The organism is Streptomyces sp. NPDC048424 (assembly GCF_040651555.1).
GTDB lineage: Bacteria > Actinomycetota > Actinomycetes > Streptomycetales > Streptomycetaceae > Streptomyces.
Genome location: NZ_JBEZKE010000009.1, coordinates 1 through 17,198, shown reverse-complemented (window position 1 = coordinate 17,198; position 17,198 = coordinate 1). Strand labels below are relative to the sequence as shown.

Genomic DNA, 17,198 nt, shown 5'->3' with positions numbered 1-17,198 from the left:
CGTCTTCCACGCGGCTACCCCCTCCACCGCCTGCGGCCGTCGGGACGGCCGTCCGCACTGGACTTGTGAGGATGACCCACGTGAGCTCGAAACCTGTCGTACTCATCGCCGAAGAGCTGTCGCCCGCCACGGTGGACGCGCTCGGTCCGGACTTCGAGATCCGGCACGTCAACGGTGCCGACCGCGCGGAGCTGCTGCCCGCGATCGTCGACGTCGACGCGATCCTCGTCCGCTCGGCCACCAAGGTCGACGCCGAGGCCATCTCCGTCGCCAAGAAGCTGAAGGTCGTCGCGCGCGCCGGCGTCGGTCTGGACAACGTCGACGTCGCCGCCGCCACCAAGGCCGGCGTGATGGTCGTCAACGCCCCGACCTCGAACATCGTGACGGCCGCCGAGCTGGCCTGTGGTCTGCTCGTCGCCACCGCGCGCAACATCCCGCAGGCCAACACCGCCCTGAAGAACGGCGAGTGGAAGCGGAACAAGTACACGGGTGTCGAGCTCAGCGAGAAGACGCTCGGCGTCGTCGGCCTCGGCCGCATCGGCGTCCTGGTCGCGCAGCGCATGTCGGCCTTCGGCATGAAGATCGTCGCGTACGACCCCTACGTGCAGCCCGCGCGCGCCGCCCAGATGGGCGTCAAGATGCTGACGCTGGACGAGCTCCTCGAGGTCGCCGACTTCATCACCGTGCACCTGCCCAAGACCCCCGAGACCCTCGGTCTCATCGGGGACGAGGCCCTGCACAAGGTGAAGCCCTCCGTCCGCATCGTCAACGCCGCCCGCGGCGGGATCGTGGACGAGGCCGCGCTGTACTCGGCCATCAAGGAGGGCCGCGTCGCCGGCGCCGGCCTCGACGTGTACGCGAAGGAGCCCTGCACGGACTCCCCGCTCTTCGAGCTCGACCAGGTCGTCTGCACCCCGCACCTCGGCGCGTCCACGGACGAGGCCCAGGAGAAGGCCGGTGTCTCGGTCGCCAAGTCGGTGCGCCTGGCCCTCGCCGGTGAGCTCGTGCCGGACGCGGTCAACGTCCAGGGCGGCGTCATCGCCGAGGACGTCCGTCCCGGCCTGCCGCTCGCCGAGAAGCTCGGCCGCATCTTCACCGCCCTCGCGGGCGAGGTCGCGGTCCGCCTCGACGTCGAGGTCTGCGGCGAGATCACCCAGCACGACGTCAAGGTGCTCGAACTCTCCGCGCTCAAGGGTGTCTTCGAGGACGTCGTCGACGAGACGGTCTCCTACGTCAACGCCCCCCTGTTCGCACAGGAGCGCGGGGTCGAGGTGCGCCTGACCACCAGCTCGGAGTCCCCGGACCACCGCAACGTGGTGACCGTCCGCGGCACCCTGTCGGACGGTCAGGAGGTCTCGGTCTCCGGCACGCTCGCGGGTCCGAAGCACCTGCAGAAGATCGTCGGCATCGGCGAGTACGACGTGGACCTGGCGCTCGCCGACTACATGGTCGTGCTGCGCTACACCGACCGCCCCGGCGTGGTCGGCACCGTCGGCCGCGTCCTCGGCGAGGCCGGTCTGAACATCGCGGGCATGCAGGTCGCCCGTGCGGAGGCGCACGGCGAGGCGCTCGCCGTCCTCACCGTCGACGCCGAGGTGCCGGCGAACGTCCTCACGGACATCTCCGCCGAGATCGGCGCCGTCTCGGCGCGTACGGTCAGCCTCGGCTGACCCGTGTGACACGACGAAGGGCCCGGGGGATTCCCCCGGGCCCTTTCGCGTTCCGCGCCGTCCCGATCAGTTGTACGTCGGCACCGGCGCGTCGTCCTGCTCCGCCTCGGCCTGCTGCGCCTCGGCCGGGGCCGGGGTCTCCATGCCCCGCATCAGAGCCGCGGCGAGCACGGCCGCCCCGAGCAGCAGGGCCGCGCCGCCCCAGGCCGCGTACTGCATCCCGTGGACGAAGGCCTCCCGGGCCAGGGCCAGGACCTGCTCGCCCGCCTCCCCGCCGATCCGGTGGGCGGTGGCCACGGCCCCGCCGAGGGTCTCCCGCACGGCGGGCTCGGAGCCCGCCAGGTCGCTGCGGTAGACCGCGGTGCCCAGGCTGCCGAGGACCGCCATGCCCAGGGCGCCGCCGAACTCCGTTCCGGTCTCCAGCAGGGAGGCGGCGGATCCGGCCTTCTCGGCGGGGGCCGCGGCGAGCGCCATGTCGGAGACCAGCGACATCACGGCGACGACGCCCGAGGAGAGCACCCCGGCGCCGGTCAGGACCAGCCACAGGGAGTCGGTGCCCACGAGGCTGAACAGGATGAACCCGGCGGCGGCGAGGACGAACCCGCCGGCGATGACGTAACCCCGGTCCACCTTCTGGGCGAGGGCGGCGGAGACGGGGGCCGCGGCGCCGATGACGACCGAGGGGGCGAGGCTCCACAGGGCCGCTTCCAGGGTGCCCATGCCGAGCACCGACTGGAGGTACTGGGTGGTGAAGTAGGCCGAGCCCATCACGGCGAAGGCGGAGAGGGTGTTCAGCGCGATGCCCGCCCCGAAGCCGCGGCCCTGGAAGAGGGCCCGGGGGATCATGGCGTCGTCGCGGGTGCGCTGGCGGCGGACGAAGACGTGGGCGAAGGCCAGGCCGACGGCGAGGCAGCCCAGGTAGAGCGGCTCGAAGCCCTCGGCGGCGATCTCCTTGAGCCCGTAGACGACGGGCAGCACCGCGGCCATGGACAGCGGGACGCTCAGCAGGTCGAAGCGGCCGGGGGCCGGGTCCTTGAACTCCGGGACCAGGACCGGGACGAGGAGCAGCAGGAGCAGCATCGCCGGCACGTTGATGAGGAAGACCGAGCCCCACCAGAAGTGGTTCAGCATCACACCGCTGAGCACCGAGCCGAGGGCGATGCCGCCGGTCATGGCCCCGGACCAGATGGCGATTGCCTTGCCGCGCTGCTTGTCGTCCTGGAAGAGGTTCCGTACGAGGGCCAGGGTGGACGGCATCAGGGTCGCGCCGCCGATGCCGAGCAGGACGCGGCAGGCGATGAGCATCTCGGCGCTGGTGGCGTAGCCGGCGCCGACCGAGGCGAGGCCGAAGGCGGTCGCGCCGATCAGCAGCAGTTTGCGGCGGCCGATCCGGTCCCCGAGCGAGCCCATCGTGATCAGCAGCCCGGAGAGGGCGAAGGCGTAGCTGTCGAAGATCCAGAGCTGCTGGGTGGCGCTCGGGGCGAGCTGGTCGGTGATGGCCGGGATGGCGAAGTAGAGGACGGAGACGTCCATCGACACCAGGAGGAGGGGCAGCAGGAGGACGGTGAAGGCGGTCCATTCGCGGCGGCCGGCAAGTCGCGCTGTGGCGGCGGGAGTTGTCATGAGCAGGAATGTACAGACGTCTTAAACGTTTGTCTATGACGAGTGTCTAGAACTGTTGTCCCAGACGGTTGTCTTGCTACGGTGTGGCCATGGGACATCGCGAAGATCTGCTCGAAGGCGCCAAGAAGTGCCTGGTCGAGAAGGGGTTCGTGCGCACGACCGCGCGCGACGTCGTCAGCGCCTCGGGGACCAACCTGGCGTCCATCGGCTACCACTACGGCTCGAAGGACGCCCTGCTCGCCCAGGCCTTCATCGGTCTGATGGAGGACTGGGGCGCCGTCTTCCAGGCCGGCCTGGACGGTGAGGGCGGCTCGCTGGAGCGGTTCCGCGCGCTCTGGGAGGGCGTCCTGGCCCAGCACGACACGTCGGGTCCGGTCTGGGCGGCCAGCCTGGAGGTGGCGCTCGGCGGGGACCAGCGGCCGGAGTTGCGCGCCATGCTCGCGGCCTCGCAGGCCGAGGGGCGCCGCGGCCTCATCTCCATGCTGACCGGGACCCCCGAGGACCAGCTCGACGACCGGGACGTGCGCACGCTGGGCACCTTCTACCAGGCGCTGCTGAACGGCCTGATGATCCAGTGGCTGTTCGACCCGGAGTCGGCGGCCACGGCGGAGGAGTTCACCGAGGGCATGCGCCGGGCCGCCGAGGCGATGATCCGCCCACGGGACCCCGAGGCCGGGGAGTAGGCGGAGCGACGGCCACCCCGGCCGCCCGCGTCAACGGCGCGTCAGGCGGGGTGGGAACGTTCGCCGTTCGGATCGCCGAGGCGTTCGGCGCGGAGGTGACCGGCGCGTGCGGAACGCGGACCTGGTCCGCTCGCTCGGCGAAGGCGCCTTCGGCCTCGCCGAACACCTCGTCGCCGGGACGCAGTCGGGTCACGTCCTTGCCCACGGCCTCCACCACGCCCGCGAAGCCCGTGCCCCGGACCCTCACCTTCGGCCCGCCGAACCCGAGCACGAGGCGTGCCAGGTACGGGTCGCCCCGCATGAGGTGCCCGTCGCGGGCGTTGACCGCGGCCGCGCGGACGACCCGTACGAGCACCTCGTGGTCCCCGCCGCCGGCCTGCCGATCTCCCGCAACTCCAGTACGCCGGGGGAGCCGTACCGGTCCTGGACAATCGCCTTCACCGGGCTCCTCGGACGTCCCCTACGTCAGGCGGGCGGCCTTCAGGGCCATGTGGAGCAGCAGGCGGTCCTCGCCCTCGTCCAGGTCGAGGCCGGTCAGCTGTTCCACCCGGGCGAGGCGGTAGTAGAGGGTCTGGCGGTGGATGCCGAGGGCCGCCGCCGCGCGGCCCGCCTGGCCGGCGCAGTCGAGGAACACCTCGGCGGTGCGGGCGAGTTCGCGGTGGGCCGGGGTCAGCAGGGCGCGCGCCGCCGGATCGTCCACCGGGTCGGCGGAGAGGGTCGCGAGCAGCCGGTACGGGCCGATCGCCGACCACTGGGCCACCGGTCCGAGCCGGGGCTGCGCGACGGCCGCCCGGGCCGCCGCCACGGCCTGCTCCCAGGCGGCGGGCAGCTCCGCGAGGCCCCGCACGGGGTCGGCGACGCCCGCGGTGATCCGGCGGGCGGGGGCGGCCGTGGGCGTGGGCGCGGCCTTGGCCTTGGCCGCCGCGGTCGACCCGGCCGCCTTGGCCGTTCCGCCCGCGCCGCCGCCCGTTGCACCCGCCGCGGCCGCTGTGGCAGAGCCGCCCGCTCCGGCCGTCCGCGCCGGTTCCGCCGTGCGCGGCAGCAGCCGGGCCACCGCGGTCAGGGCCGGGGTCAGCGCGTCCGTCGAGCGCAGCCGGAGCAGGACCGCCAGGGCCAGGTCGCCCGCCGCCCCCGCTTCGTCCCCGCCCCCGCCCCGCCGCGGTACGAGGCACACGGCCGCCGCGCCCGGTACCGACGCCGGAGCCTCCCCGGACCACGGCGCCACGCAGACCGCCGCGTGCAGCCCGTCCCCGCCCGGGCCGAGGGCGGCCCGCAGCGCGGCCACCGCCATGTCCTGCTGCCAGCCGCGCCCCGCGGTGAGCACCGCCTGGAACTCCCTCGACAGGTCCGCCCCCGCCTTCGCCTCCTCGGCGAGCAGCACCCCGATCCGCTGGGCCACCTCCATGGCCGCGGCCAGGGCCGCCGGATCGGGGCCGGGCGTGCCGGGCTCCTGGTCGAGGAGCCATACGTAGCCCTGGACGATGCCCCGGAACCGGACCGGAAGGCAGATCCGCCCCCGGTACACCCCGGCGTCCGGCGCCGCCGGGATCCGGACGGGTCCGGTGGCGCGGGCGATGCCGAAGCCCTCGAACCAGGACCGGACGGCCGCCGTCGACTGCCGCGTCAGGATCGAGCGGGTCCGTACCGGGTCCATGGCCAGATCGTCATCGCTGTCGTGCGCGCCGAAGGCGATGAGGCGGAAGTCCCGGTTCTCCAGGGTCGCCGGGGCGCCGAGCAGCGCCGAGATCTCGTCCACCAGGTCCTGGTAATCGCCCTTCACCCGGACATTCTCCCACCCCGGGACCGGCTCTTCAGACAGATGTATGAGATCCGGGACACGGATGCGTGACAGCTGTCGATGGCAGAGGATCAAAGCGATCCTTAGGTTTCACGGTGGTTTTACTTGCGCTTTTCTTCTGCCACCCGCTGGAGGTGCCCCCGTGCTGGGTCCCGTGATCCTCGCCGCTTCGCGCAGCGACAAGATGCGTCGTATCGTCTCTGCCGCCCCGGTGACCAAGCCCGTGGTGAATCGGTTCATCCCCGGCGAGACGGTCGACCAGGTCATCCCGATCGTCGAGGAGCTCACTCAGGCCGGGCTTGAGGTGACCCTCGACGTCGTGGGCGAGGACATCACCGAGGTGGAGCAGTCCTACGCCGCCCGGGACGCCTACCTCCAGCTCATCGAGCGCCTCGCGGAGCTCGGCCTCGGCGAGAAGGCCGAGATGTCCGTGAAGCTGTCGATGTTCGGCCAGGCGCTGGAGGGCGGCCACGAGCTCGCGCTGGCCAACGTCCGCCCGGTCGTCGAGGCCGCGGCCGCCATCGGCACCACCGTGACGCTCGACGCCGAGGACCACACCACCCTCGACTCGATGTTCGCCATCCACGAGGAGCTGCGCCGGGACTTCCCGCAGACCGGCTGCGTGATCCAGGCGTACCTCTTCCGCACCGAGGCCGACGCCCGGCGCCTGGCCGCCGCCGGCAGCCGCGTCCGGATCGTCAAGGGCGCCTACAAGGAGCCCGCCGAGGTCGCGTACCAGGACAAGGCGGAGATCGACAAGGCGTACGTCCGGATCATGAAGATCCTGATGGACGGCGAGGGCTACCCGATGATCGGGTCCCACGACCCGCGGCTGATTGCCATCGGCCAGGAACTGGCCCGGCAGGCCGGGCGCAAGCTGGACGAGTACGAGTTCCAGATGCTGTACGGCATCCGCAGCGAAGAGCACCTGCGGCTCGCCGCCGAGGGCCACCGGATGCGGGTCTACACCGCGTACGGGACGGACTGGTACGGCTACTTCATGCGCCGCCTCGCGGAGAAGCCGGCCAACCTGCTGTTCTTCCTCCGCTCGATGATCACCAAGAACTAGCCAAGAACTAGGTCAAGGAGTTACCAGCCCCATGGATGCTGTGACCCAGGTCCCCGCGCCGGTCAACGAGCCGGTCCACTCGTACGCCCCCGGTACCCCGGAGCGCGCGCGGCTCGAAGCACAGCTCAAGCAGCTGTCCGAGAACCCGATCGACCTCCCGATGACGATCAACGGCGTCAAGCGGATGGGCGGCGGCGAGCGTTTCGACGTGGTCCAGCCGCACGACCACAAGTCGGTGCTCGGCACCTTCGCCAACGCCACCCAGGGCGACGCGCAGGAGGCCATCGACGCCGCCCTCGCCGCCGCCCCGGCCTGGCGCTCGATGTCCTTCGACGACCGCGCCGCGATCATCCTGCGCGCCGCCGAGCTGCTGTCCGGCCCGTGGCGCGAGAAGCTCGCCGCCTCGACCATGCTGGGCCAGTCGAAGACCGCGCAGCAGGCCGAGATCGACACCCCGTGCGAGCTCGTCGACTTCTGGCGCTTCAACGTCCACTTCGCCCGCCAGATCCTGGCCGAGCAGCCGGTCGCGAACTCCGCCGGCGTGTGGAACCGCAGCGACCACCGCCCGCTCGAGGGCTTCGTCTACGCGATCACGCCGTTCAACTTCACGGCCATCGCCGGCAACCTGCCGACCGCCCCGGCCCTGATGGGCAACGTGGTCCTGTGGAAGCCGTCCCCGACGCAGACCCACTCCGCGGTCCTCCTGATGGAGCTCCTGGAGGAGGCCGGCCTGCCCAAGGGCGTCATCAACCTCGTCACCGGTGACGGCATCGCGGTCTCCGAGGTGGCCCTGAACCACCCCGAGCTGGCCGGCATCCACTTCACCGGCTCGACCAAGACCTTCCAGTACCTGTGGAAGACGGTCGGCAACAACATCGAGAAGTACAAGTCCTACCCGCGCCTGGTCGGCGAGACCGGCGGCAAGGACTTCGTCGTCGCGCACCCGTCCGCGGACCGCGCCGTCCTGAAGACCGCCCTGACCCGCGGCTCCTTCGAGTTCCAGGGCCAGAAGTGCTCGGCGTCCTCGCGCGCCTACGTGCCGGCCTCGATCTGGAACGACGGCTTCAAGGAGGCCTTCGCGGCCGAGGTCGACGGCATCGCCATGGGTGACGTCCGCGACCTGACCAACTTCATCGGCGCCGTCATCGACGAGCGTTCGTTCGCCAAGAACAAGGCCGCGATCGACCGCGCCATCGCCGACCCGACCTGCGAGATCGTCGCCGGCGGCACCTACGACGACTCGGAGGGCTACTTCGTCCGCCCGACCGTCATCGCGTGCACCGACCCGGAGAACGAGGTCTTCACGACCGAGTACTTCGGCCCGATCCTTGCGATCCACGTCTACGAGGACGCCGACTTCGACGCGATGCTGGCGCAGATGGAGTCCGTCTCGGCGTACGCCCTGACCGGCTCGATCATCGCGGCGGACCGTTACGCGGCCGCGGACGCGATGGAGAAGCTCCGCTTCGCGGCGGGCAACTTCTACATCAACGACAAGTCCACCGGCGCCGTGGTCGGCCAGCAGCCCTTCGGCGGCGGTCGCGCCTCGGGCACCAACGACAAGGCGGGCGCGGCGACCAACCTGCAGCGCTGGACCTCCACCCGCTCCATCAAGGAGACCCTGGTCGCGCCGACCGAGTACGGCTACCCCCACATGGGCTGATCCCCAGCCCCGCTGAACCCCGCCCCCGCTCCGGTACCCCCAAGTCCGGAGCGGGGGCGGTTTCCATTTCGCAGACCTCCAACTCCTGCTAGCCTGGATGGAGTTGTCGTGTACGGCGACCAGCTCCACTACCCGGGCCCGGTGACCCGGGGGAGCCAAGGGCTCTGACGAGTTCCCGTACGGGGTGGGACAGACCGCTGGGAGATACGCAACCTCTACGCGCCCGTACCGGGACCGGCGCCCGGGGAGACGTATGTCCAGGCGCACAGACAACCACCACCGTGCCGCGTCCCTGTGCCGCGCAGCCACCGGGCAGCCGCACCGCACCTGCCTCGGCTGGGCCGAAGCGGGGCTGATCGACTACCGCCAACCGGTCCCGGACGCCGACGACGGGGGACAGCGCCTCCTCGAGTCGCTCATGGTGGCCGAGCTCGCCGACGGACTCCGGGAGAGCGAGCTCCGCGACGGCGCCCTGCTCGGCTTCACCTCCGCCCGGCCCGCCCGGACCGGTCTCGCGCTCGGGCTGCACCCGGACATGGCCGACCGGGTCCTCGCCACGCTGCTGCCGCGCATCGACGAGCCGTACGGCGGCCTGCGCGGGGTGCCGGGGTTGCGCGTCGTCCCGGCGGGCCGGAGCTGGGTGCTGATCCACCTGCGCAGCCGGGCCGCCGTCCATCTGGTGCACCCCGACCCGGACTGGCGCCCGGCGCTGCCGGAGCACGGTGACGGGCTGACGCAACTGTGGCGGAGCAACCGCCACCGCCTGCACCCCGACGAGGCGGCGGACCTGCGGGAGCGCGCCGGCGCGGGGGCCGATCCCGGATCGGCCGCGGCCCAGGACTGGCTGAACAGCAGGCTCCTGAGGCGGCCGCGGCTGCTGGGAGCGGCCGGGGCCGCGCACGGATCGGCGAACGTGTACACCCACGGGGGCGGGGACCTGGTCGTCGAGTGGTGCTGCGCCGTGGAACGGGACGAACTCGAACGAAGGCTGCGCCGGAGCGGGCTGGCGCAGCCGCCGGGCCGGATCGCCGCGCGGCTGCGGGACCAGCCGTGGTTCCCCGGCGAGATCGCGATGGGCGGGGCCTTCATCACCCTGCGGCGCGGCCCCTGCTACGCGGCCACCGCGGAAGCGGGGGTGCGCTGATGCTGACCGCGGCGATCGTGACGGCGGCCGTGCTCGGCGTGGCCAAGGTGGCGCGGGACTGGCTGATCCTGCGGCAGGTGCGGGCGGCCATGGACGCGGGCACGCCGCAGGACCGGGTGCGGATCGGGATGCGGCTCGCCGAAGCGCTGGGCGGCGGGCAGTCCGGGCCGGCCCCGGAGCCGCCCGCCGGGGAGGTCGTCACACCTCCACGATGACCTGGGGCAGGGATTTGCGGACCAGGTCGGGGACCTCGCAGTCGTCCGCCGGGTAGCCCACCGGGATGACGGCGAAGGCCTTCTCGTTCTCCGGGCGGTTCAGGACGTGGCTCAGGAAGCGCATCGGGCTCGGGGTGTGGATCAGTGCGGCGAGGCCCGACAGGTGGAGGGCGGACAGGAGCATGCCGACCGCGATGCCGACCGACTCGTCCACGTAGTAGTGCTTGCGCTTCGTGCCGTCCGGGCCGAGCCAGTAGCGCTGCTGGAAGACCACGATCAGCGCCGGGGCGTCGGTGAGGTGGGTCTTCACGGAGTCGGTGCCGAGCGGGCGCAGGGCGGCGAGCCACTCGTCGCCGAGGCGGCCGTCGTAGGACAGCTGCTCTTCCTGCTCGGCGGCCGCGCGGATCTGCTGCCGTACGGCCGGGTCCTTGACCAGGACGAAGGTCCACGGCTGCTGGTGCGCCCCGGAGGGGGCGGTCGCCGCGCAGGCGATGGCGTCCCGGACGACCTGCTCCGGTACCGGGTCGGGGGAGAAGTGGCGTACGGTCCGCCGCTCGTCCATCCGGGCCCGCAACTCGGCGGCGCGCGCGAGGGATTCCTCCTGCGGCATCCGCGCGGGGCGGTAGGGGGCGGGACGGTACGGCTGGCCGTGGATCGGGGTCCACTGCTGGGTATCGGGCGACATGCGGCGAGTCTGCCGAGGCAATGGTCCAGACCGCCAGGGCCGCGTCGGTCGATTCCGGCCGGCCGACGGCGGACGGCGTCCGCAATGCCGTGCTTGGTACGGTCGCGGGATGAGCGACTGGGATGCGGAGGCCGTACGGGCGCGGCTGCGTACGAAGATCCTCCGGTACGAGCTGCGCGCGCCGCTCCCGGAGGCGGAGGTCCGGGCCTTCGAGGTGGAGCACGGCATCCGGCTGCCGGAGGAGTACCGGACGTTCGTCACGACGGTCGGCGACGGCCCCGCGGGCCCCGAATACGGGCTGATGCCGCTGGTCACCCCGCGCCCCGAGGCCGACGACGACTGGGCGGTGGACGGGGAGTGGGAGGACGACCGCCGCCCGGGCCGGCTGGCGGCGCCCTGCCCGATCCGGGAACCCCGTCCGTTCGACCTGAACCGGAGGTTCGACGAGCGCGAGGGGCTGACCCTGGGCACGCTCATGCTGGCCGAACAGGGGTGCGGCACGTACTCGCGGCTGATCCTCAACGGGCCGCTGGCCGGTCAGGTCTGGCACCTGGACCAGGACTTCGGGACCTGCCTGCCCGAGAGCCCGGACTTCCGCACCTGGTACACCGACTGGCTGGAGAAGGGAGGGACGTGCACGTCTCGCACACCGCCGGGCTGACCGGCGAGGAGCTCCGCGAGGTGCGGGCCCTGCTCGACGAGGCCTTCGAGGGGGACTTCGGCGAGGAGGACTTCGAGCACGCCCTCGGCGGGATGCACGTGCTGGTCCGGGACGGGGGCGGCCTGCTCGTATCGCACGGCAGTGTGGTGCAGCGCCGGGTCGTGCACGGCGGGCGTGCCCTGCGGACCGGGTACGTGGAGGCCGTCGCCGTACGGGCCGGCTCGCGGCGGCGGGGCCTCGGCGGGCAGGTCATGGCCGAGCTCGAACGGATCGTCGCGCGGGCGTACGTGCTGGGCGCGCTGTCGGCGTCGGAGGAGGGCGCCGGGCTCTACCTCGGCCGTGGCTGGTCGGTGTGGCCGGGCCGGGTCGGGGCGCTGTCGCCCGACGGGCCGGTCCCCCTCCCCGAGGAGGAGGGCTCCACGTACGTGTGGGTGCCGCCCGGCGGGATCCGGCTGGACCCGGCCGGGCGGCTCGACTTCGACTGGCGGGACGGGGACGTGCTCTAGAGACGGCCCAGGTCGTCCGGCCGGCAGGGGTCACGAGCCCGAGATGCTCGGTGCCCCGGACTCGATGTGGCCCGTGTAGCGGCGCGACCAGGTGCCGTCGGAGTCGGCCAGGATCGTGAAGTCGTACCAGCCGTTGCTGTAGGCCACGGCGTTGAAGTAGTCCTCGCGCGAGGAGTTCGCCGGGACGGTGTAGGTCCAGGGGCCGTCCGTGCGGTAGGCGTTCGAGCGGATCGTGAAGGTGACGGGGGAGGCGGAGGAGTTCGTCATCTTGAAGTAGACCGCCGTCTTGCCGGTCCCCGGCTCGATCGCGAAGCGGGCCGCCACCTCGATGTCCTTGCCCGCCTTCGAGGCGTCGCCGATGAAGCGCCGCAGGAAGCGGTTCGGCCCGTACATCGAGATGTCGTACTTGCCGGAGCCGCTGCCGAGGCCGATGTTGAAGTAGTCGCTGCCGGTGGCGCCCGGGTCGACCGTGTACTGCCAGGCCGCCGTGTCCCGGTGCTGGTGCGGGTGGATGGAGAAGTGCGCCGGCCGCTTCGCCTCCGCGCCCTGGTTGGTCATCGAGAACCAGGCGAGGATCTTGCCGGCCGCCCCGAACTCGAAGCGGTCCAGGTTCCCGTTCACCTGGTACGGAAGGGCCCGCGCCGGGCGGGTGCCGGGCTCCTGCGCGGGGAGGGCGTTGTCCTGCGGCGCAGGGTTGGGCAGCGGGCCGCAGGTCGACTGGCCGATGACCTTGGCGGTCGACGGGAGGCCGGCCGGCACCCCGTAGACCGGGTGCGCGAAGTCGAAGACGCCGGTCAGGTCGCCGACCACCTTGCGGCGCCACGCGCTGATGTTCGGGCAGGTGGCCGGGGTGCCGAGGGCGGCCGTCCACTGCTCCATGAACCGCAGGACGGAGGTGTGGTCGAAGACCTCCGAGCTCACCCAGCCGCCCCGGGTCCACGGGGACATCACGATCATCGGGACGCGGAAGCCGAGCCCGATCGGGATGCCGTCCAGGTATTCGCCGGGGGTGCCGGGCGGGGCGATGGGCGGGGGCACGTGGTCGAAGAAGCCGTCGTTCTCGTCGTAGTTGAGGAAGAGGACGGTGGAGTCGAAGACCTCCGGGTTCGCGGCCAGGGCGCGGTAGACCAGGTCGACGAAGTGCGCGCCGTCGCCGGGCGGGGCGTACGGGTGCTCCGAGAAGGCCTCGTTGGCGACGACCCAGGACACCTGGGGGAGGGTGCCCGCGACGACGTCGGCGCGGATCGCGGCCGCGATGTCGTCCGGGGTGGAGCCGGTGACCTTGGGGACCGAGCCCATGCCCCGGTCCCACAGCGGGTTGCCGGGGGCCGCGTCCGTGAACTTCTTGAAGTAGGCGAGACCATTGTCCCCGTAGTTGTCCTGGGCGTTCTGGTAGACCTTCCAGCTCATGCCGGCCCGCTGGAGGGCCTCCGCGTACGTCTCCCAGGTCAGCCCGGACTCGTCGCCGCCGTCCTTGCTGGAGGCGTCGACCTTGCCGCTCCACAGGAAGGTGCGGTTGGGGCCGGTGGCGCTGAGGGTGGAGCAGAAGTAGGCGTCGCAGATCGTGTAGTTGTCGGCGAGGCCGTAGTGGAACGGGATGTCCCCCCGGTCCAGGTACCCGAGGGTGCGGGTGTTGCCCACGCCGGTGACCCAGTTGTCCATCCGGCCCTTGTTCCAGGCCGCGTGCTGTGAGCTCCAGCTGTGCGGGAGGTCGCCGTTGCACTGGGCCAGGGTCTCGCCGTCGACGCCGCCGGCCGGCGGGGTGGAGCTGAGCTTCCACGGGTACTGGCGGCCGCCCCAGTTGGGCTGGTTGAACATGCCCCAGCCGCCCGGGATGTTGCCGGCGGCGCGGTCGCCGAATCCGCGGACGCCCTTCAGCCTGCCGAAGTAGTGGTCGAAGCTGCGGTTCTCCTGCATGAGGATCACCACGTGCTTCACGTCGGTGATGGTGCCGGTCGCGGCGGCCGCGGCAGCCGTCGTCGGCAGGGCCGCGGGCAGGGCGGCCCCCGCCATCAGCCCGGCGCCGATTCCCACGAAACCTCTGCGGCTGATCGGTGTCACTGGCCCCTCGCCTCCCACTCACGTGCCCCGCTGGCACATTGACGGAAAGAGTGACGGGGGTCGGTTCAAAGGTCTACATCCGTGCGGTAAGAGTTCGGTGAACTTCCGGGTGGCTGGAATCGATCGGCGGTCAGCGCGGGCCTCTTGCCTGGAATGTCCCCGTGGATCAGGTGTCCGGGGCCTCCGTCACGTGCTCCGGCTCGTCCGGTGGATTGGTGTGAAAGCGAACCAATGCCACTTCCGGGTGCGGTGACGGTCGCCGGGTGAGCCGGTCCGGCCGTCGCCGTACCGGACGGCGCGGCGGATCTCGCCGCGGAGGCCGGAGAGGTCCCGCGGACCACTCGTCCGGCCCCGTGGGGCGGGTGCGGAGGCCGGTGCGGAGGGTGGGATACGTCACGGCACCGGAAGCGGGGTCTTCCCTCTCCGGCAGGCCTCTGACCTGGGGAATCGTGCTCCTGGAAGGCCTCAAGTGGACCCGCTCCGCGGGGCCTTCCGGGGGGTTCCGCGTCTCAGATAGTAGGAAGTCCGAGTAATTGCCGAGACATACAGCGAGACCTGCCCTAGCTTTGTAGGAGCCGAACGTCTCGCCGATCCGGCGAATGGCGGTCGAGAGCGCGCGCCCCTGGCAGGCAACCCCTGCGGCGCACTGCTCCCCGCCTCTTCCGGCGCCTTGAAGGAACCCCTCATCCGTGGCCCCGCCACGCCGTGATCTCAAGGAGTCGATCACCATGACCGCAACCACCGCCGTCCGTCGCGTCCGCCACACCTCCGCCTCGGCCGCCGACCGCAAGAACGCCGCCGCCGCCCTCCAGCGCGCCCTCGACCGCCGTGACAACGGCGGATCGACCGGCCACTGAGCCACCCGCGCAGACATATTGCGTCCACATGATGGACGCAATATGTCTGAGGGCTGGGACAGGGAGTACGGTTTCGCCATGTCGACCAGCATCAATCTCGCAGTGATCCCCGGTGATGGCATCGGCCAGGAAGTCGTGGCTCAGGGACTCAAGGTCCTTACCGCGGTCCTGCCCCAGGATGTGAAGCTGGAGACCAAGCAATACGATCTCGGCGCGCAGCGCTGGCACCGCACCGGTGAGACCCTCCCGGACGCGGAGCTCGAAGCCCTCAAGCACCACGACGCGATCCTCCTCGGCGCCATCGGCGACCCCTCGGTCCCGTCCGGCGTGCTGGAGCGCGGTCTGCTGCTGAAGCTCCGCTTCGCCTTCGACCACTTCATCAACCTGCGCCCGTCGAAGCTGTTCCCCAACACGGCCACCCCGCTCGCCGGCCGTCCGGACATCGACTTCGTCGTGGTCCGCGAGGGCACCGAGGGCCCGTACACCGGCAACGGCGGCAGCCTGCGCACCGGCACCCCCGCCGAGGTGGCCACCGAGGTCAGCCTCAACACCGCGTACGGCGTGGAGCGCGTGGTCCGCGACGCGTACGAGCGGGCCAACGCCCGCCCCCGCAAGAAGCTGACGCTGGTCCACAAGAACAACGTCCTCGTGTACGCCGGTCACCTGTGGAAGAACATCTTCGACAAGGTCGGCCAGGAGTACCCCGAGGTCACCACCGACTACCTGCACGTCGACGCCGCGACGATCTTCTTCGTCACCCAGCCCGACCGCTTCGACGTCATCGTCACGGACAACCTCTTCGGTGACATCCTCACCGACCTGGCCGCCGCCGTGACCGGCGGAATCGGCCTCGCCGCCTCCGGGAACATCAACCCGACCGGCGCCTTCCCGTCCATGTTCGAGCCCGTCCACGGCTCGGCCCCGGACATCGCCGGCACCGGCAAGGCCGACCCGACCGCGACGATCCTCTCCGTCGCCCTCCTGCTGCGCCACCTCGGCTACGACGCCCAGGCCGTCCGCATCGAGGACGCGGTCTCCGCCGACCTGGCGGAGCGCGACGGCACCTTCCGCTCCACCGACGCGATCGGCGACGCGCTCGCCGCTCGAGTAGCCGGCTGACCCGGCAGCCCCACTCAGGAAGGAAGCCGCCGGGTCACAATGGGACCTGGCGGCTTTTCCTGTGCGGCCCCGGGTGCCACCATCTCCCCTGGGCCGCAGTCCCCGCTTCTCCGCAGCTCCCTCGCGCGCGATAATCGAACGCGAGGCCGCGGAATGCGGGGAAGCTCGGACGTCCTAGTACGCCGTGAGCGCGGTCCGCCATACACAACCGGTGAAGGACAAGCACTCATGACGACGCCCACGATCGAGCTCAAGCCCTCCTCGAACCCGCTGTCCGATGCGGAGCGCGAGGCGATCCTGGCCAGCCCCGGCTTCGGCCGCCACTTCACCGACCACATGGTGACGATCAAGTGGACCGAGGGCCGCGGCTGGCACGATGCCGAGCTGGTCCCGTACGCGCCGCTCGCGATCGACCCGGCGAACATGACCCTGCACTACGCGCAGACGATCTTCGAGGGGCTCAAGGCCTACCGTCAGCCCGACGGCACCGTGGCCACCTTCCGCCCCGAGGCCAACGCCGCCCGCTTCCAGGCCTCCGCCCGCCGCATGGCGATGCCGGAGCTGCCCGTCGAGCTGTTCATCGAGGCCTGCGACGCCCTCATCAAGCAGGACCGCGCCTGGGTGCCGGACTCCGGCGAGGCCTCGCTGTACCTGCGGCCGTTCATGTTCGCCTCCGAGGTCGGCCTCGGCGTCCGCCCGGCCAACGAGTTCCTCTTCATCGTCATCGCCTCGCCCGCCGGCGCGTACTTCCCCGGTGGCGTCAAGCCCGTCTCCGTCTGGCTGTCCGAGGACTACGTCCGCGCGGTCAAGGGCGGCACCGGCGCGGCCAAGACCGGCGGCAACTACGCGGCCTCGCTGGTCGCGCAGGCGCAGGCGGCCTCCCACGGCTGCGACCAGGTGGTCTGGCTCGACGCCGTCGAGCACCGCTGGATCGAGGAGATGGGCGGGATGAACCTGTACTTCGTGTACGGCGACCGCATCGTCACCCCGGAGCTCACCGGCTCGCTCCTTCCGGGCATCACCCGCGACTCCCTTCTCACCATCGCCCGCGACCTCGGCTACACCGCCGAAGAGGGCCGCCTGACCACCGAGGACTGGCAGCGCGACAACGCGAACGGCACCCTCACCGAGGTGTTCGCCTGCGGCACCGCCGCCGTCATCACCCCGGTCGGCTCCGTCAAGTCCGAGGGCGCCAACTGGACCCAGGGCAACGGCGAGCCCGGCGAGGTCACGATGCGGCTGCGCAAGGCGCTCCTGGAGCTCCAGACCGGTCACAGCGCCGACACCCACGGCTGGATGCACCCGCTGGGCTAGTCCCGACGGCCGTACGTACGCAGGCCCGCGCCCCGGCTCAACATCAACAGCACCGCCGAAATGACCCGCATGGCCATCGCCCTCGGACTCTGACACCCCGGTGTCAGTGGGGACTGGGACCATCGGTCCA

At 71.5% G+C, this 17,198-nt stretch carries 16 protein-coding genes; 11 read left to right on the top strand and 5 right to left on the bottom strand.

The genetic code is table 11. The features are described from left to right. The first annotated feature begins 80 nt into the window (after positions 1–80). Positions 81–1,670 carry a phosphoglycerate dehydrogenase gene (gene serA / locus AB0D29_RS15055; protein ID WP_362854441.1) on the top strand — a complete coding sequence of 530 codons (1,590 nt, stop codon included), beginning with the start codon at positions 81–83 and terminating at the stop codon, positions 1,668–1,670. 66 nt (positions 1,671–1,736) lie between these two features. Here serA and AB0D29_RS15050 read toward each other — a convergent pair whose 3' ends face one another. Beyond that, positions 1,737–3,293, bottom strand: coding sequence for an MFS transporter (locus tag AB0D29_RS15050; RefSeq protein WP_362854440.1), 1,557 nt, complete (start codon positions 3,291–3,293; stop codon positions 1,737–1,739). An 89-nt stretch (positions 3,294–3,382) separates the two neighbouring features. Here AB0D29_RS15050 and AB0D29_RS15045 point away from each other — a divergent pair, with 89 nt between their 5' ends. Beyond that, on the top strand, positions 3,383–3,976 hold the full coding sequence (locus tag AB0D29_RS15045) for a TetR/AcrR family transcriptional regulator (protein ID WP_362854438.1): 594 nt from the start codon (positions 3,383–3,385) through the stop codon (positions 3,974–3,976). Here AB0D29_RS15045 and AB0D29_RS15040 read toward each other — a convergent pair. Both AB0D29_RS15040 and AB0D29_RS15035 read right to left on the bottom strand, forming a co-directional pair. Further along, positions 3,909–4,277, bottom strand: coding sequence for a hypothetical protein (locus tag AB0D29_RS15040; RefSeq protein ID WP_362854694.1), 369 nt, complete (start codon positions 4,275–4,277; stop codon positions 3,909–3,911). The two genes, AB0D29_RS15045 and AB0D29_RS15040, sit on opposite strands and share 68 nt — an antisense overlap. A gap of 159 nt (positions 4,278–4,436) precedes the next feature. After that, positions 4,437–5,756 (bottom strand): helix-turn-helix domain-containing protein, encoded by a 1,320-nt coding sequence (locus AB0D29_RS15035; protein WP_362854437.1) that lies wholly within the window; start codon positions 5,754–5,756, stop codon positions 4,437–4,439. A gap of 160 nt (positions 5,757–5,916) precedes the next feature. On the opposite strand from AB0D29_RS15035, the gene AB0D29_RS15030 reads away from it, so the two are divergent. The 4 genes from AB0D29_RS15030 to AB0D29_RS15015 all read left to right on the top strand — a co-directional run bounded on the left by AB0D29_RS15030 (position 5,917) and on the right by AB0D29_RS15015 (position 9,865). Next, positions 5,917–6,843 (top strand): proline dehydrogenase family protein, encoded by a 927-nt coding sequence (locus AB0D29_RS15030; protein ID WP_362854435.1) that lies wholly within the window; start codon positions 5,917–5,919, stop codon positions 6,841–6,843. A 31-nt stretch (positions 6,844–6,874) separates the two neighbouring features. Then, the gene (gene pruA, locus AB0D29_RS15025; protein WP_362854433.1) at positions 6,875–8,506 is read left to right on the top strand and encodes an L-glutamate gamma-semialdehyde dehydrogenase; all 1,632 of its coding nucleotides are present in this window, start codon (positions 6,875–6,877) and stop codon (positions 8,504–8,506) included. Positions 8,507–8,759: 253 nt separating this feature from the next. Further along, a complete protein-coding gene (locus AB0D29_RS15020; protein ID WP_362854432.1) occupies positions 8,760–9,650 on the top strand; it encodes a hypothetical protein in 891 nt (296 codons plus the stop codon). Then, on the top strand, positions 9,650–9,865 hold the full coding sequence (locus AB0D29_RS15015) for a hypothetical protein (RefSeq protein WP_362854431.1): 216 nt from the start codon (positions 9,650–9,652) through the stop codon (positions 9,863–9,865). The genes AB0D29_RS15020 and AB0D29_RS15015 overlap by 1 nt, the downstream gene beginning before the upstream one ends. On the opposite strand, the gene AB0D29_RS15010 is transcribed toward AB0D29_RS15015, so the two are convergent. Then, positions 9,849–10,550, bottom strand: a complete 702-nt coding sequence (locus AB0D29_RS15010; protein ID WP_362854429.1) for a nitroreductase family protein — start codon at positions 10,548–10,550, stop codon at positions 9,849–9,851. The two genes, AB0D29_RS15015 and AB0D29_RS15010, sit on opposite strands and share 17 nt — an antisense overlap. A 109-nt stretch (positions 10,551–10,659) precedes the next feature. Between AB0D29_RS15010 and AB0D29_RS15005 the strand changes: the two genes are divergently transcribed. Together AB0D29_RS15005 and AB0D29_RS15000 are read left to right on the top strand one after the other, a co-directional pair. Then, positions 10,660–11,211: an SMI1/KNR4 family protein gene (locus tag AB0D29_RS15005; RefSeq protein WP_362854427.1), complete on the top strand. Its 552-nt coding sequence runs from the start codon at positions 10,660–10,662 to the stop codon at positions 11,209–11,211. Next, complete coding sequence (locus tag AB0D29_RS15000; RefSeq protein WP_362854426.1) at positions 11,184–11,717, top strand: GNAT family N-acetyltransferase; 534 nt, start codon at positions 11,184–11,186, stop codon at positions 11,715–11,717. Before AB0D29_RS15005 ends, AB0D29_RS15000 begins: the two co-directional genes overlap by 28 nt. A gap of 30 nt (positions 11,718–11,747) precedes the next feature. On the opposite strand, the gene AB0D29_RS14995 is transcribed toward AB0D29_RS15000, so the two are convergent. After that, positions 11,748–13,778 carry a phosphocholine-specific phospholipase C gene (locus AB0D29_RS14995; RefSeq protein ID WP_362854425.1) on the bottom strand — a complete coding sequence of 677 codons (2,031 nt, stop codon included), beginning with the start codon at positions 13,776–13,778 and terminating at the stop codon, positions 11,748–11,750. Between the two features lie 728 nt (positions 13,779–14,506). Here AB0D29_RS14995 and AB0D29_RS14990 point away from each other — a divergent pair. The 3 genes from AB0D29_RS14990 (at position 14,507) to AB0D29_RS14980 (ending at position 17,068) form a co-directional block, all read left to right on the top strand. Next, complete coding sequence (locus AB0D29_RS14990; protein ID WP_351287615.1) at positions 14,507–14,635, top strand: hypothetical protein; 129 nt, start codon at positions 14,507–14,509, stop codon at positions 14,633–14,635. Between the two features lie 78 nt (positions 14,636–14,713). After that, on the top strand, positions 14,714–15,754 hold the full coding sequence (locus AB0D29_RS14985; protein ID WP_362854423.1) for a 3-isopropylmalate dehydrogenase: 1,041 nt from the start codon (positions 14,714–14,716) through the stop codon (positions 15,752–15,754). A 228-nt stretch (positions 15,755–15,982) separates the two neighbouring features. Beyond that, positions 15,983–17,068, top strand: coding sequence for a branched-chain amino acid aminotransferase (locus tag AB0D29_RS14980; RefSeq protein ID WP_362854421.1), 1,086 nt, complete (start codon positions 15,983–15,985; stop codon positions 17,066–17,068). The last annotated feature ends 130 nt before the right edge of the window (positions 17,069–17,198 follow it).